The sequence below is a fragment of the uncultured Haliea sp. genome, assembly GCF_963973825.1.
In the GTDB taxonomy this organism is placed as follows: Bacteria; Pseudomonadota; Gammaproteobacteria; order Pseudomonadales; family Halieaceae; genus Haliea.
Window position 1 is genome coordinate 125,361 of sequence record NZ_CAXBAE010000003.1, and the last position, 24,976, is coordinate 150,336.

The 24,976-nt window shown below is 61.6% G+C and carries 24 protein-coding genes; 11 read left to right on the forward strand and 13 right to left on the reverse strand.

Annotated features, from left to right (window positions below):
• Positions 1 to 28: 28 nt before the first annotated feature.
• The gene (gene pyrE, locus AACZ17_RS05340) at positions 29 to 673 is read right to left on the reverse strand and encodes an orotate phosphoribosyltransferase (RefSeq protein ID WP_290740652.1); all 645 of its coding nucleotides are present in this window, start codon (positions 671 to 673) and stop codon (positions 29 to 31) included.
• A 193-nt stretch (positions 674 to 866) separates the two neighbouring features.
• On the opposite strand from pyrE, the gene AACZ17_RS05345 reads away from it, so the two are divergent.
• Entirely contained in the window at positions 867 to 1,631 is a 765-nt protein-coding gene (locus AACZ17_RS05345) for an exodeoxyribonuclease III (protein ID WP_290740656.1), read from the forward strand.
• A gap of 6 nt (positions 1,632 to 1,637) precedes the next feature.
• Here AACZ17_RS05345 and rph read toward each other — a convergent pair whose 3' ends face one another.
• Positions 1,638 to 2,357, reverse strand: coding sequence for a ribonuclease PH (gene rph, locus AACZ17_RS05350; protein WP_290740659.1), 720 nt, complete (start codon positions 2,355 to 2,357; stop codon positions 1,638 to 1,640).
• A 141-nt stretch (positions 2,358 to 2,498) separates the two neighbouring features.
• On the opposite strand from rph, the gene AACZ17_RS05355 reads away from it, so the two are divergent.
• A complete protein-coding gene (locus AACZ17_RS05355) occupies positions 2,499 to 3,374 on the forward strand; it encodes a YicC/YloC family endoribonuclease (RefSeq protein ID WP_290740663.1) in 876 nt (291 codons plus the stop codon).
• Positions 3,375 to 3,422: 48 nt separating this feature from the next.
• On the opposite strand, the gene AACZ17_RS05360 is transcribed toward AACZ17_RS05355, so the two are convergent.
• Positions 3,423 to 4,334, reverse strand: a complete 912-nt coding sequence (locus tag AACZ17_RS05360) for a LysR family transcriptional regulator (protein ID WP_290740666.1) — start codon at positions 4,332 to 4,334, stop codon at positions 3,423 to 3,425.
• A gap of 111 nt (positions 4,335 to 4,445) precedes the next feature.
• On the opposite strand from AACZ17_RS05360, the gene AACZ17_RS05365 reads away from it, so the two are divergent.
• The 4 genes from AACZ17_RS05365 (at position 4,446) to selA (ending at position 8,248) form a co-directional block, all read left to right on the forward strand.
• On the forward strand, positions 4,446 to 4,892 hold the full coding sequence (locus tag AACZ17_RS05365) for a DoxX family protein (RefSeq protein WP_290740669.1): 447 nt from the start codon (positions 4,446 to 4,448) through the stop codon (positions 4,890 to 4,892).
• Between the two features lie 88 nt (positions 4,893 to 4,980).
• A complete protein-coding gene (locus AACZ17_RS05370; RefSeq protein WP_290740672.1) occupies positions 4,981 to 6,519 on the forward strand; it encodes a glutamate synthase-related protein in 1,539 nt (512 codons plus the stop codon).
• A 47-nt stretch (positions 6,520 to 6,566) separates the two neighbouring features.
• A complete protein-coding gene (locus tag AACZ17_RS05375; protein ID WP_290740675.1) occupies positions 6,567 to 6,935 on the forward strand; it encodes an MliC family protein in 369 nt (122 codons plus the stop codon).
• A gap of 128 nt (positions 6,936 to 7,063) precedes the next feature.
• Entirely contained in the window at positions 7,064 to 8,248 is a 1,185-nt protein-coding gene (gene selA / locus AACZ17_RS05380) for an L-seryl-tRNA(Sec) selenium transferase (protein WP_290740678.1), read from the forward strand.
• Here selA and AACZ17_RS05385 read toward each other — a convergent pair.
• The 7 genes from AACZ17_RS05385 to AACZ17_RS05415 all read right to left on the reverse strand — a co-directional run bounded on the left by AACZ17_RS05385 (position 8,202) and on the right by AACZ17_RS05415 (position 15,054).
• Entirely contained in the window at positions 8,202 to 8,504 is a 303-nt protein-coding gene (locus tag AACZ17_RS05385; protein WP_290740682.1) for a hypothetical protein, read from the reverse strand. The genes selA and AACZ17_RS05385 overlap by 47 nt on opposite strands.
• Before the next feature lie 21 nt (positions 8,505 to 8,525).
• A complete protein-coding gene (locus AACZ17_RS05390; RefSeq protein ID WP_290740685.1) occupies positions 8,526 to 9,539 on the reverse strand; it encodes a hypothetical protein in 1,014 nt (337 codons plus the stop codon).
• 79 nt (positions 9,540 to 9,618) lie between these two features.
• Complete coding sequence (locus AACZ17_RS05395) at positions 9,619 to 10,398, reverse strand: helix-turn-helix transcriptional regulator (protein WP_290740688.1); 780 nt, start codon at positions 10,396 to 10,398, stop codon at positions 9,619 to 9,621.
• On the reverse strand, positions 10,398 to 10,748 hold the full coding sequence (locus tag AACZ17_RS05400; RefSeq protein ID WP_290740691.1) for a hypothetical protein: 351 nt from the start codon (positions 10,746 to 10,748) through the stop codon (positions 10,398 to 10,400). The genes AACZ17_RS05395 and AACZ17_RS05400 overlap by 1 nt, the downstream gene beginning before the upstream one ends.
• Before the next feature lie 109 nt (positions 10,749 to 10,857).
• On the reverse strand, positions 10,858 to 11,406 hold the full coding sequence (locus AACZ17_RS05405; RefSeq protein WP_290740694.1) for an FAD-binding protein: 549 nt from the start codon (positions 11,404 to 11,406) through the stop codon (positions 10,858 to 10,860).
• A gap of 30 nt (positions 11,407 to 11,436) precedes the next feature.
• The gene (locus AACZ17_RS05410) at positions 11,437 to 12,477 is read right to left on the reverse strand and encodes an FAD-dependent oxidoreductase (protein WP_290740698.1); all 1,041 of its coding nucleotides are present in this window, start codon (positions 12,475 to 12,477) and stop codon (positions 11,437 to 11,439) included.
• 54 nt (positions 12,478 to 12,531) lie between these two features.
• The gene (locus AACZ17_RS05415) at positions 12,532 to 15,054 is read right to left on the reverse strand and encodes a TonB-dependent receptor (protein ID WP_290740702.1); all 2,523 of its coding nucleotides are present in this window, start codon (positions 15,052 to 15,054) and stop codon (positions 12,532 to 12,534) included.
• Positions 15,055 to 15,509: 455 nt separating this feature from the next.
• On the opposite strand from AACZ17_RS05415, the gene AACZ17_RS05420 reads away from it, so the two are divergent.
• Complete coding sequence (locus tag AACZ17_RS05420) at positions 15,510 to 16,361, forward strand: SDR family NAD(P)-dependent oxidoreductase (RefSeq protein WP_290740705.1); 852 nt, start codon at positions 15,510 to 15,512, stop codon at positions 16,359 to 16,361.
• A 22-nt stretch (positions 16,362 to 16,383) separates the two neighbouring features.
• On the opposite strand, the gene AACZ17_RS05425 is transcribed toward AACZ17_RS05420, so the two are convergent.
• Positions 16,384 to 18,744, reverse strand: a complete 2,361-nt coding sequence (locus tag AACZ17_RS05425) for a membrane-bound PQQ-dependent dehydrogenase, glucose/quinate/shikimate family (protein WP_290741477.1) — start codon at positions 18,742 to 18,744, stop codon at positions 16,384 to 16,386.
• A 221-nt stretch (positions 18,745 to 18,965) separates the two neighbouring features.
• On the opposite strand from AACZ17_RS05425, the gene AACZ17_RS05430 reads away from it, so the two are divergent.
• Complete coding sequence (locus AACZ17_RS05430) at positions 18,966 to 20,117, forward strand: hypothetical protein (RefSeq protein ID WP_290740708.1); 1,152 nt, start codon at positions 18,966 to 18,968, stop codon at positions 20,115 to 20,117.
• Positions 20,118 to 20,250: 133 nt separating this feature from the next.
• Positions 20,251 to 21,036, forward strand: a complete 786-nt coding sequence (locus tag AACZ17_RS05435; protein WP_290740710.1) for an SDR family oxidoreductase — start codon at positions 20,251 to 20,253, stop codon at positions 21,034 to 21,036.
• Between the two features lie 18 nt (positions 21,037 to 21,054).
• Here the strand turns inward: AACZ17_RS05435 and AACZ17_RS05440 are convergent, their stop codons facing one another.
• Together AACZ17_RS05440 and AACZ17_RS05445 are read right to left on the reverse strand one after the other, a co-directional pair.
• Positions 21,055 to 22,035 (reverse strand): transketolase C-terminal domain-containing protein, encoded by a 981-nt coding sequence (locus AACZ17_RS05440; protein ID WP_290740713.1) that lies wholly within the window; start codon positions 22,033 to 22,035, stop codon positions 21,055 to 21,057.
• Entirely contained in the window at positions 22,032 to 22,928 is an 897-nt protein-coding gene (locus AACZ17_RS05445; RefSeq protein WP_290740716.1) for a transketolase, read from the reverse strand. Before AACZ17_RS05445 ends, AACZ17_RS05440 begins: the two co-directional genes overlap by 4 nt.
• Before the next feature lie 220 nt (positions 22,929 to 23,148).
• Here AACZ17_RS05445 and AACZ17_RS05450 point away from each other — a divergent pair, with 220 nt between their 5' ends.
• Both AACZ17_RS05450 and AACZ17_RS05455 read left to right on the forward strand, forming a co-directional pair.
• Positions 23,149 to 23,751 (forward strand): TetR/AcrR family transcriptional regulator, encoded by a 603-nt coding sequence (locus AACZ17_RS05450; RefSeq protein WP_290740719.1) that lies wholly within the window; start codon positions 23,149 to 23,151, stop codon positions 23,749 to 23,751.
• Positions 23,748 to 24,944, forward strand: a complete 1,197-nt coding sequence (locus AACZ17_RS05455; RefSeq protein ID WP_290740722.1) for a DUF1214 domain-containing protein — start codon at positions 23,748 to 23,750, stop codon at positions 24,942 to 24,944. The genes AACZ17_RS05450 and AACZ17_RS05455 overlap by 4 nt, the downstream gene beginning before the upstream one ends.
• Positions 24,945 to 24,976: the final 32 nt, after the last annotated feature.

Consider the following 24,976-nt stretch of genomic DNA (forward strand, 5'->3'; position numbering starts at 1 on the left):
TATAGAGGTTGCCAGCCGGGGCAACAAGTCACACGCCGTAGCGCTTTCGGTAATCGCGCATGGCGACGAGCACGTCCGTGTAGGCCTCTCCCGCGGCCTGCAGGTAATCGATGATGTGGCCCATATTGATGATACTGAGGACCGGAATACCCTGCTCGCGCTCCAGCTCCTGTATCGCAGAGGCGGAACCGGCGCCGCGCTCCTGGCGGTCGAGGCCGATGGCAACCCCCGCAAGCCGGGCGCCCGCTGCCTCTATCATGCCGATGACTTCGCGCACTGCCGTGCCCGCGGTGATCACGTCGTCGATGACCAGCACGCGGCCCTGCAGCGGCGCTCCCACCAGGGTTCCCCCTTCACCGTGGGTCTTCGCCTCCTTGCGGTTGTAGGCGAAGGGCACGTCACGCCCGTGATGGTCGGCGAGCGCCACCGCGGTGGCAGCGGCGAGTGGTATGCCCTTGTAGGCCGGCCCAAGCAGAACATCGAAATCGATTCCTGACTCCACGATGCTCTGCGCATAGCAGCGTCCTAGCGTGGCCAGGGCTGCCCCGCTGGAGAACGCCCCTGCATTGAAGAAATAGGGGCTGACGCGCCCGGACTTCAGCGTGAACTCACCGAACTTGAGAACATCGTGACGGCGTGCGAGTTCTATGAACTCCTGCTGGTATGCGTTCATATGTGACTCCGAAGGGGAGTAAGGGCTGCGAATTGGCCGGTTTGGGGTTATGCTTTTCCGGTGACGCCGGTATCATAGGCAGCGTGGAGCCGTAAGCGCTCCACTTCTACCGGGATTGGACATTCGACACAGTGCCGCCGCCCGGCGAACCCGAACCCGGCATGATACACGCTCTCTCAGCAAGGGGCCAAGAATGAGGATCATCAGCTTCAGTGCCGACGGCATCCAGAACGCCGCTGGTAACGGATTTTATGACTGGCTGAGCGAGCAGGATGCCGACTTTATCTGTATCCAGGATCTGCGCTGCACCGAGTACGATCTTCGCGACGATCTCTACTTCCCGCGCGAGTACAACGCCTACTTCTACGACGACGTGGACGGCAAGTCCAACGGCGTGGCCATTTACTGCCGCAAGCTGCCCAAGGCCATCATGACCGGCCTGGGGTTTACCGATTTCGATATGGAAGGCCGCTACATCCAGGCCGACTACGAGAACCTGAGTGTAGGCTGCCTGCTGGCCCCCTATGCGGCACCCGGCAACGCGGAACAGCTGGCACGAAAAAACGAGTTCTACAGCCTGCTGCAGAACCACCTGCAGAAAATTCGCAACAAACGCCGCGAGTTCATCATCTGCGGCAACTGGCACCTGGCGCACACCGCTGCCGATGTCCAGGACACGGAGCGCAACAGCACGGTCCCGGGTTTCCTCGCTGAAGAGCGCCAGTGGATGGACGAACTCATCGACGGCGGCTATGTCGACGCGTTCCGGGAAATCAACTCCGATCGCGATGAGTTCAGCTGGTGGCCGGATGGTGAGCCGGGCAGCAACGGCTGGCGCACCGACTTCCAGATCATTTCGAAGGGCCTGAAGTACGCGGTGGACTACGGCGCCATCTACAAGGCGCGGGTGTTCTCCACCCACGCCCCGGTCATCATGGATTACGACATCGAAGTCTGATCCGGCTCAACCCGCCAGCGCCAGCCTCTGGGCCTCAAAAAGCTGGCGGATGCCGGTTTCTGCCAAATCGAGCATGGCGTTCATTTCGTCGCGCTGGAAGGGCTGCCCCTCGGCGGTGCCCTGTACTTCAATAAAACCGCCGTCCTCACCCATCACGACATTCATGTCCGTATCGGCCCGGGAATCCTCACGGTAATCCAGGTCCAGCACGGGTACGCCCTGGAAGACACCGACAGACACCGACGCCACCATCTGCAACAGCGGGTCGGTGGTGATCAGCTTCTTGCGCTGCAGGTGATTCAGGGCATCCACCAGTGCCACGCAGGCACCGGTAATGGCCGCGGTCCGGGTGCCGCCATCAGCCTGAATCACGTCGCAGTCAACGGTGATGGTAAATTCACCCAGCTTTTTCAGATCCACCGCCGAGCGCAGTGAGCGGCCAATCAGCCGCTGTATTTCCAGTGTGCGACCACCCTGCTTGCCGCGACTGGCCTCGCGGTCCATGCGCGAACCGGTAGAGCGCGGCAGCATACCGTACTCGGCCGTGACCCAGCCGCTGCCCGTGCCGCGCAGAAACCGGGGTACGCCGGGCTCTACGGAGGCTGTGCAAATGACCCGCGTGGCGCCAAACTCGACCAGCACAGAACCCTCCGCGTGGCAGGTGAAATCCCGGGTGAGGATGACAGTTCTCAGGTCGTCAGGCGCGCGGCCGCTGGGTCGTTGCATGGGGAGTCTCCGGTCAATGGGTGGCGCAGTATACGCGAGCCGGGAGCTGGCTGCAGTGCGCCACCTGGCGCGCCGGAGCGGGTGTGAGCCGGCCAGCCAGCCTGCTAGACTCTGTGGGCACTTTCGGCAGAGGCAGTACGCTTGACGACACCTATCTACAGCATGACGGCTTTCGCAAGGCAGAGCAGCAGCGGCCAGGGCGGCGAGCTTACCGTGGAACTCCGTACCGTCAACCACCGCTACCTGGATTGCAGTTTCAAACTGCCCGACCTGCTGCGCAGCGCAGAAACCTCCCTGCGCGCCCGCGCCGCGGCACGCCTGTCCCGCGGCAAGCTGGATTGCCTGGTGCGCTTTCAGGCCAGCGAGACAAAGGGGTCGGCGCTGCAGGTCAACCGGGAACACCTGCAAAAGGTCATTGAGACCGCCCTGGACATCGCGCACGCACTGCCGGCCGCGCAACCGATCAACCCGCTGGAGCTGTTGCAGTTTCCAGGCGTGTGCAGCGCGGCACTGACTGACGAAACGACACTGCTGCACAGCGTCAACGCGCTGTTCGACACCGCACTGGATACCCTGATGGAAAACCGGGCTCGCGAGGGCGCCCAGCTGGCGGCGCTCATTCGCGACCGCCTGAACCAGGTCGAAGCTGCCACCGCAGCGGCCCGCGCACAGATACCGGCGCTGCGCGAGCAACAGCAGGCACGACTGCGGACGCGCCTCGCGGAATTGCGGGTGGAGGTCGACCAGGAGCGGCTGGAGCAGGAACTGGTCTACCTGGCGCAGAAGGCCGATGTGGAAGAAGAGCTGGACCGGCTGCAGGCCCATATTCGCGAAGTGCGGCACACGCTGGACACCGGTGGCCCCTGCGGGCGGCGCCTGGATTTTCTCATGCAGGAGCTGAACCGGGAGGCGAACACCCTGTCCTCCAAGTCGATCGCCAGTAGCACCACGCACAATGCGGTTGAACTGAAGGTGCTGATCGAGCAAATGCGGGAGCAGGTGCAGAATATCGAGTGAGGCAAACGGCCACCCCCCAAACCTGCAGCCCGGGAGCGCTGCTGCAACTCAGGACAGGGTTCCCGCAAGCGGGTCGAAACGCAGCTGCTTGAGGCGATCGACAAACCAGTTGAGACCCCTTCCCCCCTTACCGCGCGACCAGGCCACCGATATTTCAACGGGCGCCTTGGGGACATCCAGCTCCAGAATCCGCAAGCGCCCCTCTGCCAGCTCCCGAACAATGCGATGGCGCGGCAGGTAACCAACACCCAGACCCTTGCACTGCACCTCGATTTTATGGTCGATCGTGGGCACGATGATGCGGCTCTGGCCATCCAGCAGCCGGGCCGAGCGCACGGGCAGGCGCCGCGAGCTGTCCGCGACGATGACCGTTGGATAGTCCAGGATGGCGCTAGCGGGAAGCGGTAACGGCAGCGCCGTCAAGGGATGATCAGAGGCAACCGCGAACTCAAAAATGACCTCCCCCAGGACATGCCGCAGGAAGCCGCTGGCAGGAGGCGAGCCCGTCGCGCCGATCACCAGATCACAGCGATCATGACTCAAAGCGTCCCAGCTACCACCGAGAACCTCTTCGGTAAGACGAATCTCGGTCTTGGGCTGTATGCGCTGAAAGGCCTCGATCAACTCGTAGATGGGCTCGCAGTTCAGAACACTGTCGACGCCAATCCGCAACTCGACTTCCCAGCCGTCGGCCTCGCGGCGGGCCATCGCCGTCAGTTCTTCCGCGGCTTTGAGAATCTCCCGACCCTGCCTCAGAACCAATCGGCCAATGGCGGTCAACTCGGCCTTGCGTCGGCTCCGATCAAACAGGCTGACCCCGAGGTCCTCCTCCAACTTATTCACTGTGTAAGAAACGGCTGATGGCACGCGATGCAATTCTTCCGCCGCTGCGGCAAAGCTCTGGCGCCGCTCTATCGCATCCAGTGTCAGCAGGGCATCCAGCGTTAACAGTAAACGCATACTTCAATATTTCTGACCATATTGCTCAAATCATTCCGCTATTTTACGGAAAAGATAATTAATACTATGCACATGGGCAACAAATATTCTGAATTAATTAGGAAAAGCATCATGAACAAGACTCTTTTTATGCGCACTATCGAGACCAACGACCAGATCGCAAGCCTTGCGCTTCGCATTCCGGCAGGCATCATCTTCATCGCCCATGGCGCACAGAAACTGTTCGGCAGCTTCGGCGGATATGGGCTGGAAGGCACGGGGCAATGGATGGCCTCCATCGGTTTGGAGCCGGGCTACCTGATGGCACTGGCAGCGGGCAGCGCCGAATTTTTCGGGGGTCTGGCATTACTCCTGGGCTTGCTCACACGACCGGCCGCCTGCGTTCTGGCGGTGACCATGCTGGTCGCCATCGTCGCAGTGCATCTTCCACACGGCCTGTTCTTGAGCAACAACGGCTATGAGTTTGGCCTTGCCCTGCTGGGGATGACCATAGCCTTGACCTTTGCCGGTGGCGGAAAGTACTCGCTGGACCGTACACTGGCTGAGCGGAATGGCTGAAGATCTGCGCCACTGCGATCACGACAGCCCTGGTGACACAGGCCGAATGCCGCCGCTCCAGCCGGCCCAGCACAGACGGAGCAAGCTCATGAACCCCATCGTCGCGGATAACAAGCCGATAAAAGTTGAACTCGAAAAGGGCAAGGAGTATCACTTCTGCACCTGTGGCCGCTCTCAGTCCCAGCCGTTTTGTGACGGCTCGCACGCGGGCACAGCGTTCACACCAAAACCTTTTACGCCGGAGGAATCCGGCGCGTCCCTCCTGTGCCAGTGCAAGCAGTCGGCAGATACCCCCTTCTGCGATGGTTCTCACAACAAGCTGGATGACAGCGAGGTCGGCCAGGAAGGACCGGCCATCGACAAAGACGACACCAAGGCTCCCGCCGCCAGCGCAACGACAGAGGAGCCCACGGTAGAGTTCATCCATCAATTGGCCCGTGACGGCCTGGCCACGCTGGGAAGTCATGGGCCGATGGCCGCAATGGGCATCCCCCGACACCTGCTGCCCCAGTGGGATGACCTGCAAATCCTGACCGCGCAGCTGGCAACCAAACCGCTGCCCGAGAGCGCAGCAGTGCGCACCGAGCTCGTGATTGGCCCGGCATCCAGAAAACCCCTGCAACTCACTACGCCACTGCTGGTTTCCGACATGAGTTTCGGCGCGCTTTCCGAGGAAGCAAAAATCGCCCTGGCCACAGGCGCCGAGCTTGCAGGAACGGGTATCTGCTCCGGAGAGGGAGGCATGTTGCCGGAGGAGCAAGCTGCAAATTCTCGCTACTTCTACGAGTTGGCCAGCGCGCAGTTCGGCTACGACGAGAATGCATTACGGAATGTTCAGGCGTTCCACTTCAAGGGCGGCCAGGGGGCGAAAACGGGCACCGGCGGCCACCTGCCCGGCAGCAAAAACACCGGCAGGATTGCTGAAATTCGCGGCATCCCTGCAGGAGAGCCCGCGGTGTCGCCCCCTGCATTCGCCGAGTTGACGACCGCCAGGGACTTCAGGCGCTTCGCCGATCGCGTTCGCGAAATAACCGGTGGAATACCGATCGGCTTCAAGCTCAGCGCCAACCATATCGAGCGTGACATCCAGTTTGCCCTGGACGCCAGCGCCGACTACATCATTCTGGACGGACGCGGGGGCGGCACGGGTGCCGCACCGCAAATGTTCCGGGATCACATCAGTGTGCCTACAATACCGGCCCTGGCGAGGGCACGACGCTATCTGGACAAGCAGGGTGTCAGTGGGCAGGTAACGCTGATCATCACGGGCGGCCTGCGTACACCCATGGATTTCGTGAAGGCGCTCGCGCTGGGTGCCGACGGCGTTGCGATTGCAACCAGCGCCATGCAGGCAATAGGCTGCGTTGCCGCACGCATCTGCAACACCAACAACTGCCCGGCGGGGATAGCCACACAACGCGCGGACCTGCGACAGCGACTGAATATCGACAAATCGGCAGGACAGTTGAGAAACTTCCTGGACGCGTCTGTGGAGCTCATGCGGGTTATGGCGCGAGCCTGCGGTCACGACGCACTTCACTTGTTCAACAAGAATGACCTGGCAACCTGGCAACGCGAAATGGCCCTGTTGTCCGGCGTCGCTTTTTCCGGTGTAACGGAACCCTGAAGCCACCGGTAAACGCTCTATCTTCTACCAACAGACAGGAATACCTCATGAAACAAGCCGCCGCCATCGGCGCCACCTTATTGCTGCTGTCCGGGTGCGCAAACCCGCCGCATGACAATAAGGACGGTGCCGGAGAACAGGACGTGACACAGCACACCCAGACGGTGCATACCTACCGCTGCGCCAGCGGCGCAACCATTACGGCAATCTACCCCACTACCGAATCGGCAGAAGTGCTTTATCAGGGTAGAACCTACCTCATGCGCAGTGCCGTGTCCGCCAGTGGTGCGCGTTACGTGGGGGATGATCGGGAGTGGTGGACACGCGGCTCGGGCCCCGGCGCCGAGGGCACGCTGTTTCGTCATCTGCCGGACAAGACCTCCGGCGAACCTCTCGAGGTTTGCACAGAATCCTGAATCCGCGCTGGCGGGGGAGCGGTTCCATCATGCTGTGTTGTTGCGCGCTATCCCCTAAAATCGTGCACAGGAAGAGGGCGATCCGATACGCTGTCGAGGCATCGGGCAAACACCAGAGGACATGCAAAATGAACGGCAAGCAGGACTTGAGGCGCAGGCTTCCCTCTGTAGACCGTGTGCTGCAGACCTCTCAGGAGCTGGTTGCGCGCTGGGGCCATCAGAGGGTCAGCGACGCCATACGCCGAGAGCTGCACCGCCTGCGCAATGCCGCGGAACCCGCCACGGCGTCAGACTGCACCCCGACCGATGTGCGCGAGGCTGTCGCCGGACGGCTGCAGGCCATGGATGCGGGGGGCTTGCGCCCGGTCATCAACCTGTCCGGCATTGTACTGCATACCAATCTGGGCCGGGCCTGTCTTCCCCTTGCGGCCGCCGACGCCGCGAGGGCAGCGGCGATATTCCCCAACAACCTCGAGTACGACCTGAAGACGGGGAAAAGAGGCAACCGTGACAGTCACATCGAAGCATTGATCTGCGAGCTCACCGGCTGCGAAGCCGCCACCGTGGTCAACAACAATGCGGCCGCCGTTGTGCTTGTGCTGAGCACGCTGGCGCGCGGTATGGAGGTGCCTGTGTCGCGCGGTGAACTGGTAGAGATCGGCGGCTCCTTTCGAGTACCCGAGGTGATGGAATCCTCTGGCTGCAGGCTGGTGGAAGTCGGTGCCACCAATCGCACCCACCTGAAAGACTACCGTGCCGCCATTTCCGCGAACACGGCCCTGCTGATGAAAGTGCATACCAGCAATTATCGACTGGAAGGGTTTACCGCTTCGGTTGATGAAAAAACGCTTGCGGCGCTCGCTCATGAACATGGTCTGCCCTGCATGGTGGACCTGGGCAGTGGCTGTCTTGTCGACTTTAACACCCTGGGCCTGCCCGGTGAGCCGAAGGCTTCTGACTATATTGACAGCGGCGTCGACCTGATCACCTTCAGTGGCGACAAGCTACTCGGCGGGCCCCAGTCCGGCATCATAGCCGGCAAGAAAGCGCTGCTGCAGCGAATTTGTGAAAACCCGCTGAAGCGGGCATTGCGCGTCGACAGCATGACCCTGGCAGCGCTGGCCGAAGTGCTCAAGCTTTACCGCCATCCGGAGACGCTCACGGAAACGCTGCCTACGCTGCGCCAGCTCACCCGGCCCGTGGCAGACATCGAAGCACAGGCAAACCGTCTGTGTGCGGAACTGGCCCGCCACCTGCCAGCGCCCTTCACGGCGGCGGTAACCCCCTGTCACGGACGCTGGCGTCGTCCTTGATGAGGATATCGTCTCTCACCTCGATCCCGCGGTCGCGCAGCACGGCCTGGGCGTACTTCATGACGAGCCTGGAGTTGGGTTTGTGATGATCCACGAATGTCACTCTGGCAACCCGTGGCTTGAGCGTGATCGTGATCGGATCTGGTGTCGGACGGGGTATGGGGTCGACCATCAACTCACAACTGACATCGCCGCAGCTGACAAGCTGCTTGGCAGGTGGGTTGCCGCTCGGCCCATGACTGGACGCCTGCGTCATTGCACTCTCCTGTATTGCTGGTTAAACAATCTGTTTGCAGACCGCGTGCGTGCTGCCGACCCAGCGCGGGATAACCGCTGAAAAGCGCCCGCCGGTGCCGCCACATTCCACGAAGGTCAGTTGCTGTGGATTTTTCAGGGGCGACCGCAGTTCGCCCGGTACTACCTCTGCAAACGCAATCGGCGCCTTCGCGATACGCCCTACCTTCTCAAGATCGTCGGTCTGGCGTCGCGCCTGCGCGTAGATATACTCCACCGCCTGCGCCCGGCTGAAATCTCTGGCCACCAGCGCCATGTGATCGGGTGGAATAACCACCACAAAGCCACCCGACCGGTAATACCAGGCAGTCTGCCCGAAGTGGCAGAGGCAGTCCGCAATGGTATCCAGAACCTGGGCGCCCGTATCGCCATAGTGGTTATTACAGGAGTTGGGCCCCTCGGTAGACATCACCGTGACCGCCGACACCCCCTCCGGCAATCCATGCTGGGTGTGGTAGGCGCCCCACTCGGTGTGCGGATGCTCGGCGACACAGAAGCTGATCCGGCCTGGGTGGCCGATGGTGCCGCGGGATTGCAGGACGCCGCCACCGCGCCCGCAGAAATAGCGCATCATTTGCGCGAAACGACCCACGGTGGCATTGGCCCGACAATTGGCGCCCAGGGCGTTGGGGCCGTGCTCAAAGCCAAGGTCTTCAACCACAGGGCCGCTGACAATCACCAGCACGGCGGCTCCGCCGGTGGTCACTTCGACGCCGCTCAGGTTGAAAGCGGGGTCGAGCACGGCTTCGGTCAGGGCGCGGAGCAAGGCACCGTATTCCACCTTGCAGCCCGCCATCACCGCCGTTGCCGCTGCCTTCTCGGCGCGGATGACGATGTTCTGGCTCGGAATCTCACCCACGACATCGTGCGCCTGCCAGCCCATCGCCTCCAGCATTGCATCAACCAGACTGCCGTAGGGCGGAATAACCGGAAGCCCATCAGTCCAGCCGTTGTTCATGCAGTTTTCGATATCTTCCAGTGTTGCGTACGTTGTCATAGTGTCCACATGCTCCCTTGGCCCAGCCTAGCAGCCGAGTTATCCGACTGGCACCGTACACCTGTACTAAGGTGTTCGCTCAATCCCAGTGCGCGGCGACCGCACCCGAAACAAGCCTGACCAGCTGGTTTTGACGGTTGACGCCGGTTTTGGTGAAGACCGAGGCCAATTGACCGCGCGCGGTGTTGCGGGAAATGCCCAGCGCTTTGGCCGCTGCGGTCAGCGTCTGACCGTCGACCAGATGCGCGACCAGTTTGGCTTCCGCGGGCGTGACACCAAACAGGTCCATAAGGCGTGCCTGACTGGGGACGCAGTCTCGAACCGGACCCCGTAACAGCAACACCAGCTCGGGTCCGCCCTCGCCGAACGTCACGTTTTTCTTTTCCACGCTGCGAACCTGCACATTCCATTTCGCATCAAGCCCCGTGCGCTGCACGGTCAGCGTGCGCGCGGCGGGCGGGCCCTGCTCGCCCTGAACCGCGTCGAGCACATTGCGACACTGCTCCTCGAGCTTTTGTTGATCGGCACTCTCGGCACAGGCGAGGACGTTATGGCGCAGCAATACGCCATCTCGAGCCGCGAGAATCTCGCTGGCCTGCCGGTTGGCGGAGAGCACCTCCAGCCTGGCGTTCATGATGATGCAGGCGATATCCATTGAGCCGAGAAGCTCCTCGTAGAGCTGCTCGATAAAACGATTGTGGGTATACGCGCTGTAGAGTGTCAGCGCGTTGTCCATAAGCGGAATCAGGCCCTCGAGGCGTTGCCGGTCGCTCGCCGAAAAGGGCGGCGCGTCACCGATCCGTACCAGCCGCAACCTGAGGCGGATGAGGCTCTGGCGTTCATAAACATCGAAGCCCATCAGGTCGGTAACGGCGTGATCCTGCAGATAGGCACCGAAATCCAGCGACTCCAGCTCCGCTCGCGGAACCCGTTCGTGGAGTGTAAACACCTTTTTTCGGGCAGCTCGGCAAACGGCGAATCCTGGTAGCCTCGCGACTGGAAGGCCCGCAACGCGCCGGTGTCCGACTCCGGGTACAAGTACAGTGTCAGTCCCGGGTCCTGGGTTTGAGGGCGGCGCAGAACCAGCGTGGCACTCGGCACCTGCATGAAATCCTCAAGGCACTTCAACAGCGTTTTCCAAGGCGGCATTTCCAGGACGCCTTCGTAAATGATCTGGCTGAGCGGGTGCGCTGCGGGAATCTTGGCCACGTTTTAGCTCCTTCAAGAGCGTACACCAAGGCTTGCGCAGGCAGTATATTCGATAGCCGTGTCTGCCATACAACCGGGCGCCGGCATCCGATCGGACAAATGGCGGCCGTTATGCGCCCTCGCGCGGTACCGCGGAATATGCCTCTGCCCCGGCTGCGTGCCTGGCCGCGATGTAAGCGAAGGTCATCGCCGGCCCGAGCGTGCCTCCGCCGCCGCCATAGAGTGCTCCCGGGCCACCAACGCCGGCGGTATTGCCAGAGGCGTAGAGTCCCGGTATCGGCTGATCAAACACATCCACCACCTGGGCCTTGCCGTTGACCCGCAAACCACCGCTGGTGCCGAGGTCAGCGGGGCTGATCTCGGCAAGGTAGTAGGGGCCTTCTGTCAGTGGCCTCAGCGTGTCCGCGGCGTCACCGGACCCCAGCGTATCCATCAGACTTTCACCGCGGTGATAATCCGGGTCGCGGCCTTGCGCGGCGTGACGGTTGAAACGCTCCACCGTACGCTGCAGTGCAGCAGCGTTGATGCCTGCCTGCACCGCCAGACCCTCCAGGGTGTCCGCCTGCAGAACCCATTCGGGCAGCGGTTCGCCAGCACGGCAGCCGGCCACGAACCCGGCCTCACGCAGCGCGTGGTCCGACAGTGTATAAGCCGGCAAATTCCGGTAGCGAAAGTCCCCCCAGTTTTCCTAGGTATGGAAACTCTGCCAGGATGCATCATAAGAACCGGCTTCATTGAAAAAACGTTCGCCATGACGGTTGACGACAATCGCACCCGGCTGGGTCTTGTCGACCTGGCCAAACAGGCCCGCACCCCCGGCCAGATGGCCCTGGGCCTCGGCGAGCGCCTTGTATACCACCAGATGCCAGCACTCGTTCATGTTGCGCAGGTCGGCGCCGACGGCCATGCCCATGTGGATGCCATCGCCCCGGTTTCCGGGTGCCCCCAGGGTGTAGGGCGAGGGGCCGCGGAGAAAATGGGTCTTCATTTCCGCATTGCGCTCGAAACCGCCTGTAGCAAGAATTACACCGCGGTGGGCGCGCACGTTTTGCGTGACCGTCCCCCGGCGCACCTGAATACCGGACACCCGGCGACTGCCCGATAATTCAGTGGTGATGAGGCGCTGCGCCGGCGCCTCGGTCCAGAACTCGACACCTGCCGCCAGGCATCCTTCATAAAGCAGGGATATCAGGTGCCCGCCCAGGGCGCCGGCGGCCTCCACCGCCGTTTCCACCGACCGCCCATGAGTCATCGCTCCCGGCCACTCGGCATGATAGTCCGGCATGCGCCCCATGAATCGTGAAACCCGCCATCGGATCGGACTGTGGCGCTCTACAGCCTCCAGCATGTCGGCGCCATTGTCGATAAACGCATCGATAATCTCTGCACTGGCCTGCCCGCGGGAGAGCCGGGTGAGATAGCGTTTTGCATCGTCGCGGTTATCGTCCAGGCCCTCGCGCTGCATGACGCGATTCACCGGTACCCAGAGCACACCACCCGACACCAGTGTGGTACCGCCGATGACGCCGGCCTTCTCCAGCACCAGCACGCTCAGGCCCTCACTCGCCGCGATCAGTGCAGCCGCCAGACCGGTACCGGAACCCACGACGACAAGGTCGAATTCGCGGTCGAAGCCCGGCCCGACTGCGTCGGGAGCTGCCGCTGCGACACCAAGGCCGGAACCGGCCAGCAACGCACTGCCGCCGGTGATAAAGCTGCGTCGTTTCATGGCCGTTCCTCGTCGAGTCATGCCTTTTTCGGGCGCGCCAGCGCACTTGCCACATCAGTAATCGTACGACAACTCCAGACCCCAGGTCCGCGGTGCGCCGTACTGTTCAGTAATCAAACCCAGGGCACCAAAGTTGATGGCATAGACCGGATAATCATCGTCCGTCAGATTATCGCCAAACAGCGTGACACGCATCATCGCGTCACCCACCTGTATGTTTTCAAGACTGACCCGGGCGCCAACCACGGTTCGTTCATCCATGACTGCGGAGGGGTACGCTACGGGCTGTCCATCCACGACACCATTCCACAGCGCGTTTTCATACCATTCATCCTGCCAGTTCACTCGCAGGAAACCCGTGACATCGCCGAGCGCGGTTTCGGCAAAGGTGTAGTCTGCCGTAAGGCTTAACTGGTTACTGGGTGAATAAGGTCGCACTGCGGAGCTCACGCCATCGATGCAGGTTTGCGGGACGGCGGTGCCGCAGACGTCCGGAAACTTGTCAAAGTCGCCATGAATATAGGCATAGCTGACACCGAGCACAAGCCTGTCCAGTGGTGCCACCAGCATTTCAAGCTCCGCCCCCCAGCGGTCGGCTTCACCCGCGTTGATGATACGGGTGGTGGCGGATCCATCGCTGGAGTCGGTGTTCGCCAGTTGAATGTCCTCCCAGACGTAGGTGTACAGCGAGCCGTTGAGGCGCAGACGTCCGTCCCACCAGTCGCTTTTCACGCCGATTTCCCACTGCTCCACGGTTTCCTCGTTGAACGCCGGTGTGGCAATCTGCTCACCGTTGAAGCCGCCGCTCCGATAGCCCGTGGCATAACGCAGGAAGGTGTTGATGTCCGGCGTTGCCTGGAAAGCCGCGGTGAAATTGCCACTGACATTGTCGAAGCGCTCGGCATTCGCAAGGGTCTGCCGCGGCAGCTCACCGGCGAATGGCGTGGAGTAGGCGAGGTAGTCCCAAACAATGTCCTTGTCCTCTTCCGTATAGCGCAGACCCAGGGTCAGGGACACGCGGTTATCCAGCCAGCCGGGCTGCCAGGTCACTTGCCCGTAAACGGCGGTGGCCTCGGTGCTCAATGCATAATTCTGGGTTGGCGCGCCCGAGAGCGGCGCGACAAAAATGGCCCGTCGACTGTATTTCGCGTCATCTTCGAAATAGTAGAGACCCAGAACATAATCAAGAGACTCTGACGACCCCACCAGCTGGAATTCCTGGGAAAACTGGTCGTAAAAGTTGTCTGTATCCTGTTTGGTGTGGAAGGCGCCAATATCATCGACGCCCGCCCAGATGGCGTCAAAGGGGAGCTGCGGTATGCCGGGGTCGAAACCTCCCGTCGCACCGTACAGCCCCCCCAGGGTGAGGTGCAGCAGATCGTTGTAGGCGCCTGCGCCATTGCCGTCGAGGCGGCTATCGATATTCTCGATGTCGCCAAACACGTAGGACTCCATCTCGCGGTAGGCGGTGATGGACTTCAGCGACAGATCACCGATATTCCAGGTCAAGGTCAATGCATGCCCGTCAGTCTCGGTATCGGTAAACGGAGAGAAGTCGGCAAAGCCGCGATTCTGACGCCCGGGCCCCTGGGCAAGCGCGCCTTGATAAGAGGCTATGGTCTGTTCCAGGGAAGGGATCCAGCGCTCGCTGATGCGCGGATCCGTGCCGGGTGTCGCCGCCCAGGCGCGCGCCCCGAGCAGAATGCCCTGCAGTGCCGAAACACGGTCAACGAGCCCCGCCGCATCGACGGGGTTGAACCCAACAACCTGTTCCAGCGCGTTGGACTCATCCAGTGCGCTGTGGTCGTAAATATAGTCGGCAGAAAAATGCTCTGTCAGATCCCACTTCGCGGCCAACCGCCAGGCCTGGCGATCCAGGTCGTTGAAGTCGGCACCTCCCGGGCTGTCATTCTCCTGAAAACCGTCGCGCAGGCGCGTTTGATAGCCCACACTGAAGGCGATCTGGCCCAGTCCACTCCCCACCTCACCGATTGCCGGCAAATCAACATTCAGTTTCAGGCTGCGGTAGTCATAATTACCCACCGCGCCGGTAGCGCGCAGGCCAAATTCCCCGGTGGGCTTTCGGGATATGAAGTTCACCGCGCCACCAGTCGAGTTGCGACCGTACAGGGTGCCCTGGGGCCCGCGCAGTACCTCGATACGCTCAAGCTCCGCGACGTCCAGGGCCGAGCCGACATTCTTGCCGATGAAAACACCATCCAGGTAAATGCCTATCGCGGGGTCCAGTGAAAGGTTGTTGGGGCCACCGCTGGCCATGCCGCGGATAGTGAGGCCCGTGGTACCACGTGAGCCCGGTGCCTCGAAGCCGGCGACGCCCGGTATCTCCCCCATCAAATCGCCGGAATTCGTGATCCCCCTTTTTTCAATCGCACTGCCGCTCAACGCGGTAATTGAAATGGGTGTTTCCTGAATGTTTTCTGCACGCTTTTGCGCCGTGACAACGATTTCCTCCAGCGCAGCATCCGACTGTGCGCTGGACAATCCTGCGTACCCGGAGCTGACTATGAGCGCCACTGCAAGCGAAATTGATTTACGTTCATATAGTGACTTGCGCATAACATTTCCCTTGTTTATTGGTATTTGCTTTTTCGAATCTCGCGATGAAAGTACCGGAATATATCCACACGTTTCACCTTTCGCCCCGATCGACTGGCGGAGTCTCCCCGAGGAGAAAACCGGCTATTGGATACGGGGTGATTATCGCGGCCTTGAAAGATTATTATAGGACAGTTGGCTTATGGTCAAGCTTTGTTGCGTCTGGATTACGGCTTATTTTTCGAGGCAGAATTATTTTTGAAATCCCGGAATATCAAGCATGAAAATAATACGTTCGTATGAAGAAAGCCTCGTGATACATGCAGTATTCTTTATGCTTTTCTGCCTCATATTTTTAATTTACGCAGACAACGAGCACGCTCTCGGTGCTATATTGCGTGCGCAAACTGCTGCGTAAAACTTCCGTCGCAAAACCATGCAATAACACCGAGAGAATCGAGCACAGGGGAATCCATATGAATCGTTCAGAGAGTCGCGTTTGCGTTATCACCGGCGCCGGCAGTGGCATTGGCGCCGGGCTCGCGCGGCAAGCCTTGCGGCAAGGCATGCGGGTGGTCGGCGCTGACGTTGACACAAAGGGCCTGCAGGAACTGACAGACAGCGCCGGCGAAAACAGCGGGCAACTGACGACGCGTGCGCTGGATGTCACGGATCCCGATGCCGTGGCGAATTTTGCCGAATGGGTGTATTCAAAATACGGGAAAGTGAACCTGTTATTCAATAACGCAGGGGTGTTGGTCGACGGCAAGTGTTGGGAGCGTCCACTGCGGGACTGGCGCTGGATAATCGACGTCAACCTGATGGGCGTTGTGCACGGCCTGCATCATTTTGTGCCCAGAATGCTGCAACAGGGGGAGGCGGCCAGAATCATCAACACGGCATCGATTGGTGGACTGCTGGGCGGCGGCACTTTCATGAGTCCGTACCAGACCACCAAGCATGCCGTCGCAGTGTTGACCGAGAGTCTCTACAAGGAACTGGCCCAGGAGCCCGGTGACGTCACCGCCTCCGTGCTGTGTCCTGCCGAGGTTGCCACCAGGATATGGCACTCCGATCGCCTGCGGCCCGCTGATCAGCAGGTGAAACTTGGCGCAGCAGAGCAGGCATTCCACGATGTTGTGGCCAACAACGTCGCCATGGGGCCGAGCCCCGATGAATTTGCAGCGCAGGTTTTTCGGGGCATTGAGGACGGCCTGTTCTGGCTCATACCCGATACGGCATTCATGCCCATGCTGGAGGCCCGAACAGCGGAGATTGCGCAACAACGCAATCCGGACATCAATACCAGGGTTGATTTCGACCGCTGAAGCCGTCTGGCGCACCGGCCATTCAGGGCCGGTGCGTCGCGCCCTCTCGTTCGGGCAGACTGAAGGCAACGACATAATCGCCCAGCGTGGTCTGCAAGTAGGCATGCCCACCGGCGGCTATCACGACATACTGCCTGCCGGTTTGCCTTGACACAAAACTCATCGGCGTAGCCTGCCCACCCGCCGGAAGGCGATGTCGCCAGAGCTCCTCACCGGTGTCCACATCGAAAGCACGCAGGTAATCATCCTGCGCCGCGGCGATAAAAATCAGTCCTCCCGCCGTTATGATGGAACCACCCTGCGCAAACGCCCCGGGCAACGGAATACCCAGGGGCGCGTGGTCACGGGTCGTGCCCAGCGGGCGCTGCCAGAGCAGCTTGCGGTCTTGCAGGTCGATCACGGCGAGCCTGCCCCAGGGCGGTGCGTTACAGGGCAGCCCCAGGGGCGACAGGAAAGGCCGTTCCGTGCGCACGGCAAAAGGTGTACCCAGTTGGGGAGAAACAGGCACGCCGTTTGCGTCGAAACTGATGTGCTCACCCGCCGGCGCATCCTCCCGGCTCACGAGTTGCAACAACAGGGGCATATATGAAGAACTGACCGCCATCAGGTGCCGTGACTCATCGACAGACACGCTGCCCCAGTTCATGACCCCATTGTTGCCGGGCCAGGAGAGGCTGCGATCCAGGCCCGGGGGTGTGAACTTGCCCTCGTAGCGCAACTGGCGAAAGGCGATGCGGCACCAGAGCTGGTCCAGCATCGAAACGCCCCACATGTCTTTTTCCGTCATCGGTGGCGGCGTCAGGCTGGGCATGCCCAGCGACGCTGGTTGCGTAGGGGAATAGCGCTCACCGGGCACCTTGCCCTGTGGAACCGGCTGCTCCTGCACCGCTGCCAGCGGCGTTCCGTCACGGCGGTCGAGCAGAAATATATCGCCCTGCTTGGTCGGCTGGATCAGGGCGGGAACGCGCTCGCCGGCGATCGGCAGGTCGACGAGCACCGGCTGGGAGGCGACGTCGTAGTCCCACAGGTCATGGTGCACGGTTTGAAAAGCCCAGCGCAGTGTTCCTGTCGTGGCCTCCAGCGCGACGACCGAACTCGAGTAACGCTCCTGTGCCGCACTGCGTAGGCCGCCAAAATAATCGGGGGTGGCATTGCCCGTTGGAACATACACCAGCCCCAGGGCCTCGTCGGCACTGAACAGGCTCCAGGCGTTGGGGGAGCCGCGTGTGTAGTCGTCACCTGGCCGCCAGGGCCCGACTTCTGCAGGGCGACCGGCATCCCACGTCCACAGCTGGCGACCACTGGTCGCGGCGTAGCCGCGCACCACCCCGGGCGGCTCGTCCACAGACATGTTGTCCAGCACAAATCCGCCAACCACTGCCACGCCGTTTACCACAGCGGGCGGCGAGGTCACCAGATAATAGCCGGGCTTTACCTCTCCCAGTCCCTCGAGGAGTGAGATTTCACCGCCCTCACCGAAGTCTGTGCAGGGTGCACCGGTATCGGCGTTCAGCGCTATCAGGCGGGCGTCCAGCGTGGCCATGAGAATACGCCGTGGGCACACGTCGCCTTCGCTCTCGTAGTAGGCGACGCCGCGACAGGCAAGCATGTAAATGCCGCTGGTATCAATGCCGGGATCGTACCGCCAACGCTCTGCCCCGGTTTCCGCCTCGAGCGCGATCACGATATTACGCGGCGAGCAGAAATACAGGCTGTCATGCACTTTCAACGGCGTTGCCTGAAAACTGTAGGCATTTTGCGCCTCGGGATACGCCGCGGGAAGATCACCGCTGCGATAGCTCCAGGCGACCTCCAGCTGCGCCACGTTGGCGCGTGTGATACCCGCAGCGGGCACATAGCGCGTACCGGCCTTGTTGCGACCATAATCGCGCCACTCGCCGGCATCATCCACAGCGTCTCCGATTTCCTCCGGAGCCGACGCGCTTGTCGTGGAGGGTCCCGGGGCGTCACTGGTCAGGAAGGCGGCACCCAGCACCGCGATCAGGAATGCAAACGGCAGGATCCCCGCCCTGACGCCGAGACGGAAGCCCGCGTGCGCATCCCGGTGGGCTATGCCCCAGAATGCCAGCAGCAGGAGTCCGGCCATAGCGAGGGGGAAGCTCATGCGTGGCAGCAACAACCAGAAAGCAAGCCCGGTTTCCGCAAGAGCCCAAACCAGCGTTGCCAGGGTGGCGGCCATGTACAGCCAGAATCCCAGTGGGTTACCGCGCCAGACCAGCAGCGCCACCGCAAGATTTACTGCGCCCCAGAGCATGTAAAACCACGACCCACCAAGACTGCCCAGGCGTATGCCCCCAACGACAAGCCAGCAGCCCGCTGCGAATAACAGCAGGCTCAGAGTCCTTAGAATGGCTTTGCGCATCACATCATGATCCTTCGGGTACGTTCCTCGGCAGCAGTCAGCACAGTAGCGAATTAGCCGTTTTGTCCACCTCATGCATTTGCAGGAGTGCCGGCATGAGTACCGTGTGCGGATTGAACCTGCGGGCGTATTTTCTGCTAGCATCCCGAACATCAATTGCCGCGTGCGACGCCGCTGCGGCAGGCGACCATTTCAACGCTGTTGACTGCAGGCTACCCCTGATGCCGCATGTACCCGATCACACACAAGCGCCTGCTGGCGAACGGGCACTGTCCTTGGGGCAATACGCGTCGCTGGTCGCGGCGCTCTATCGCGGCCGCTTTCAGGCCGAGCCGTGGCAGGACTTCCTGAGCGAGCTGCGCGCACTGTGTCAGCCCTGCCTGACAGTGATCGGACTCCGGCTGCCAACGCCGGGGGATGCCGGGATTGCGTACGTGGGTGGAGCGAACTATTCACCGCAGGATCTCATGAACTTCGCCAACAACTATTCCGCGCTGGCGCCACTGGTCGACCTGCCGGACGGAGACACCGTCGCACTGGATGACCTGATCCCCCGGTCGCAGCTGCGCCGGACCGTGTACTACAACGCCTTCATGAAACCCTTTGACCAGGAGCAGATCGTCGGCTTCGATATCCAGCGCAGCGGCCAGGTGGCACTGTTCGTTCGCCTGATTCGTGGACACGGCGCACCGGACTTCGGGGCGCGGGAGCGCGACATTCTGGAGCTTCTCAAACCACAGTTCCGTGAACTTGCGGTCTGGCTGGAGAACGGCCGCAGCCTCGCCCGCGAACACACGCTGCATGAACAGGCTTTTACCAGCCTGGCACTGGGAACCGTCATGCTTGATGCCGGGCTCCGTATCGTTCACATGAACAGCGTTGCCGAGCAACTACTGAAGGACAACACCAGCATTGCGCGGGTGGCCGGCAAGCTGCGCGTCATGCACCACCGGGAGCACCAGCAACTGCAACAGGCCGTAGCGCAGCTGCTCACCGACAGCACGCAGGCCGTGCCGCACGTAATACCGGTGGAGCGGGAAACGGGTCGGTCGCCGCTGTTCCTCACCCTGCGCCGGCTGGCGCAAGAGGACAGCCTGGATGATATTCAGCACGCGGCGCTGTACATGACAGACCCCGAGCTGCGCCAGATCGATCAAACGCCACTGGTGATGGACGCATTCGGGCTCACACCGCAGGAAGCACGACTGGTCATCGCGCTGGCCAACGGCGGTACGCTGGAGGGCTTTGCCAGTGATACAGGCATCAGCAAAAACACCGCGAGAACGCATCTGTATGCGAGCTTCCGCAAGGTCGGTGTGACGCAACAGTCATCCCTGGTGAGTCATGTGATCCGCGCGATCTATGGCTTGTAAAGGGCGGGTCCGGGGTGGATGCCCGATGCGGGGCCGCATCCAGCCATGCCGCTCATGAATATGCATGATGTCTTTTCCCCGCCCAGGGCACACCCTTGTCGGCTGCCGTTCTACAACAAACAGGAGACAACCCATGTATCAGGATCTACAGGGCAAGGTGGCCGTGATCACCGGCGCGGGCAGCGGCATCGGTCGCGCCACCGCGCAGCGGCTCAGCCGTGAGGGCTGCTGGCTGGTACTCAATGATGTGAGTGAAGAACAGGCGGCAGCGACACGCGCCACGCTGAACACGCCCGACCGGTCAGTCATTCTGACGGGTGACATCGGCGATTCAGCCACCGCGGAGCGTCTCGCCACACTTGCGGTCGAAGCGGGTGGAGGGCTGCATATCTGGGTCAACAATGCCGCCCGGTCGCTGTTTGGCCCGGTTGTGGACTGCAGCAACGAGGATTGGGAGAGCGTCTTCCGCGTCACGCTGGATGGCGCCTTCTACGGTGTTCGCAGCGCCGTATCCGTTATGCGCCACAACCCGGGCCCGCAGCGCGGGGCGATTATCAACATCGCCTCCGGCGCCGCGCTGGCCGGCGAGGAGGGTCTGGGAGCTTACGGTGCGGCGAAGGCCGCGCTGGTAAATCTCACCCGCACCACGGCAGTGGAGAACGCGCGCGCCGGCATCCGTTGTAACGTGATTCTGCCGGGCCCCATCGCGACGCCGCCGATGGTTGCCGCAGCGGAGCAGTCCCCGGGCGGGGTCGAGGCATGGGCCGCGCAAACGGTTCCCGGGCGCCTCGGCGAACCGGAAGAGATCGCCAACGCAATCTGCTTCCTCGCCTCGAGGCAGGCCGACTACATCAACGGCGCTCTGCTCTGTGTCGACGGCGGCGTCTCGGCGCGCACGAATTCGCCGCGATTCAACTGACGCTGGCGCGGGGCGCAGCTAGCGCTTGCCGCTCACCAGGGAACGCATGCGTTGAGCTGTTTCCTCAATCGTGAGCCCATAGTGTGCGTACAGCTGTTCCGGCATGCCCACCGTAAGCGTCTCATCCGGCAGGCCGTGAATGGCGAACGCCACCGCCAGTCCGTTGCGGGCCAGCACCTCGCCCACCGCACTGCCCAAGCCGCCGGTGACCAGGTGTTCTTCCACGGTCAGAATCGCACCGGTCGCACGCGCGGCCTCCACAATCGCCGCCTCATCGAGGGGTTTCAAACTGTAGGCGTCCAGTACGCGAATCGACAGGCCCTCCTGGGCGAGGAGCGCCGCGGCACCGGCAGCCAGCTGCGCGCCCAGACCGGTGCCTACGATTGTTCCGTCAACACCGTCGCGCAAGCGCCCAAAGCGTCCCACCGTAATCTCCGGGGGGGCGTCATACACCGGATGTATATTGGCGTCGGTCAGCCTGATGAACACCGGGCCCGGTACCTGCTCGGACGCCGACAGCATTGCTGTCGCGGCGTTGTCGTCGGCTGGCGCGAGCACCGTGAGGCCGGGAATGGCCCGGGTAATCGCGATGTCCTCCACTGCGTGATGTGTGGTGCCGAAAAAGCCCATGGCAAGGCCACTCCAGGCCGACAGAATGCGCACCGGAACTTGAGAGAACGCAAGGTCGGTACGGATTTGCTCGGCGCACTTCAGCGCGCCAAAGGCACCCATTTGCAGGACAAACACCTTATAACCATAGGTCGCCATACCCGCCGCCATGGACATGGCATTGCATTCCGCAATGCCGGCGTCGATAAAGCGCTCCGGAAACTGCTGAACAAAGGCGCCGGTAACCGGGCCGGCACCAAGATCTGGCGAAATCAGCAGCACGTCCTCGTTCTGCTCCCCGTAGCGACGAAACGCCTCACCCAGATTGCCGACGTAGCTGCTTTCCACCGCACCGGCATTGAAGCTGAAAGGATCACTCATGGTGCTCATTGTCTTGCCTCCCTGATTTCGCGCCGAGCCTGCTCCAGATCCGCGCCGTTCAGGGCCCCGAGGTGCCATTCGCGCGGAGACGCCTCCATAAACGAAATTCCCTTGCCTTTCAGCGTGCGGGCCACAACACATACCGGTTGGTCAGTAACGCGCATCGCTCCCTCGAAGGCCTGCATCAAGGGCCCGGAATCGTGTCCGTCCACTTCAATGCTGTGCCAGCCAAAGCTGGAAAAGCGCTCCGCCAGGGGCTCGATGCCCATAACAGACTCGGTGGGGCCGTCGGCACAGGAGCCATTGGCATCCACGATTGCCACCAGGTTCCCGACCTTGTAGTGTGCCGCGGCCATGGCCGCTTCCCACACCTGGCCTTCGTGAATCTCGCCATCACCCAACAGCACGTAGATACGGTGGTCCTTCCCGCGGCGCCGCGCGGCCAGTGCCATGCCCAGACCCACGGAGAGGTTGTGGCCCAGCGACCCCGAACTGAAGTCGACGCCGGGTGCACGGTGCATATCGGGATGATCCGTGAGCTTGCTGTCCAATTGACCGAAGGTTCGCAACCATGTCTGCGGAAAGAACTCCAGTTCGGCAAACAGCGGCCACAGCGCGACGGCCACATGGCCTTTGCCAAGCAGAAAACGATCGCGGTCGTCCCAACCCGGCTCTCCCCTGCGCAAGCGCAGCACATGGTGATAGAGAGTGACCAGTATCTCCGCACAGGACAGGCTGCTGGAATAATGGCCCATCGGGGCGTGACTGATGACGTCCAGTATGTCGAGGCGCAGCTGCCTGGCCCTTTCCTGGAGCGCATCCGCCGTCACCGGCCTCAAGCGAGGCAATACATCGCGCGCGCCGCGGGTCTCCGCGGAGGACATATCTTTACTCTGTGTCACAACAGTCTCCCTGAGTAAATCGCAAGCTGGCCTGTCCGTGCTGGAATGCAGCACGTCAAAAATTGCTATTATCGCCGAGCGTATAGAAAAAAAACGTGCAGTAACTCCTGCGTATGTATTAGTACCCTGCGCCGAATCGAGATTATTTTTATGGGCCAGCTGGCTTGCATAAAGCGGCGAAGTGGCGCAAACTCCACAGCACTGAGGAAAAACAACGTCCATGCCCAAGAAAGTCGACCATGAACAACGCAGAGCCATGATTGCCTCAGCCGCCGCGCGCTGTATCGCAGAGCAGGGCCTGCAAGGCACCACAATGCGCGCCATTGCACAGTCCTCGGGGGTGTCCAAAGGCATTGTTGAACACTACTTTGCCGACAAGGACGCCGTCATCGCGGCAGCGCTGGAACAGATGAACGCCCGTTACATGCGCCGCGAACAGCGGCTTACCACAGGGCGCACCGGCCTGGATGCCCTGCGCGCACGTCTCAACGCCGTTTTGCCACTGAACACGGAGTCCCGCGAGGAGTGGAAAATCCGTCTGTGTTTCTGGAGTGTTGCAGCGATCGAACCGCAGCACCGGCGCGAGCAACAGAAGCGTCTGGCGCTGACCCGCAAACGCTATCATGGCGACCTGGAAACAGCGCTGGAGAGCGGTGAAATTCATGCCGGGGCGGATCTGGCGCGGATCGCCGGAGATCTCACGGTGTTTATGGCCGGGGCCTGCTGCGGTGCCTTGCTGGACTCCCGTTATTACTCGGCGCGTCACCTCCGCGAACTCATAGAACGCACCTTGCACAACCTGACCCGGGAGGACATCGCATGAGCAACGAGAATCGACGCAGCGAAGATCAGAGACTCACCCGTGCCTGGGATCAATTTTGCGACCAGCTGAAATCCGCTGGGCGGCTACCGTTCAGCGAGGGTGTGCCCAGCGGCGATTTGAGTCGCGCCGCAGGCTTTCGCTGTCTGGCGCAGAATATTGGCCTGGGCATGCAGTTCTTCCTGGAGAATGACGACCCACTGCATCCGGAGCTCCTGCATTACTTCGATCCCATTCGCAAGCAGGGTGGTGACAACCCCGACGCCGTGTATGTCGGTGGCCCGATAAACGGCACCGACACCTACCGGATTCACGGCAACCGCGGCAGCGCGCGCTATTTTGCGGTCACCGCGGTAGAGCACGGCAATACCCCCTGGGGCGGAGCCGCTGTACACACGCTGTTCGGCCAGGATCTGGAGGTTGCCGAGGACGGCAGCTTCGAACTGATCTGCAGCCCCGACCCACACCCGGGCAACTGGCTGCAAACCTCCCCCAACACGTTCCGCGTTACCTTCCGTCAATTCTTCGCGGACTGGGAGAACGAGCGGCCAATGCACGCCAGCATCGACCGTATCAGCGGAGCGCCCGCACCCGCGCCGGTGATGGATACCGCGCGGCTGGAACGGGGCCTGGCCGCGGTGTCGCAGTGGGTAGGCGATTCCCTGGCCTACTGGGCCGACATGATCGAGCGCTGGAAAGCGCGCCCCAACACCTTTTTGTCCTATCGCCAGCTCGACGATAACGCAATCGACGCAACCCCCGGCGGCGAACCCTTGATCGCCTACTGGCAACTGCCGGCAGACGAGGCGCTGGTTGTCCGCGTGAAGCCGCCCAGGGCGCACTACTGGGCGGTGGAGTTCGGCAACTACTGGTGGTGCTCCATGGATTATCGCAGCGTGCTCAGCAACACCAACTGCCACTACGCGCAATTACAGGATGACGGCGAGCTGATTCTCGTCATCGCTCACGTCGATACCGGTCACGCCAACTGGCTGGACCCCGCCGGCTTCAACGAGGGTTACCTCACAGTGCGCTGGATGCAGGCCGACCACTACCCAACGCCGCAGGCCCAGCAGGTGAAGCTGAGTGAGCTCGACGCCCTGCTGCCGGCCGACGTCCGGCGCGTGGATGCCGCGGGCCGGGCTGCCCAGATCGCCGCACGTCGCCGCGGTGTGATCCAGCGTTTCGGGGTTTGAGTCACAGACCACAATCATGATTAACGAGAGGA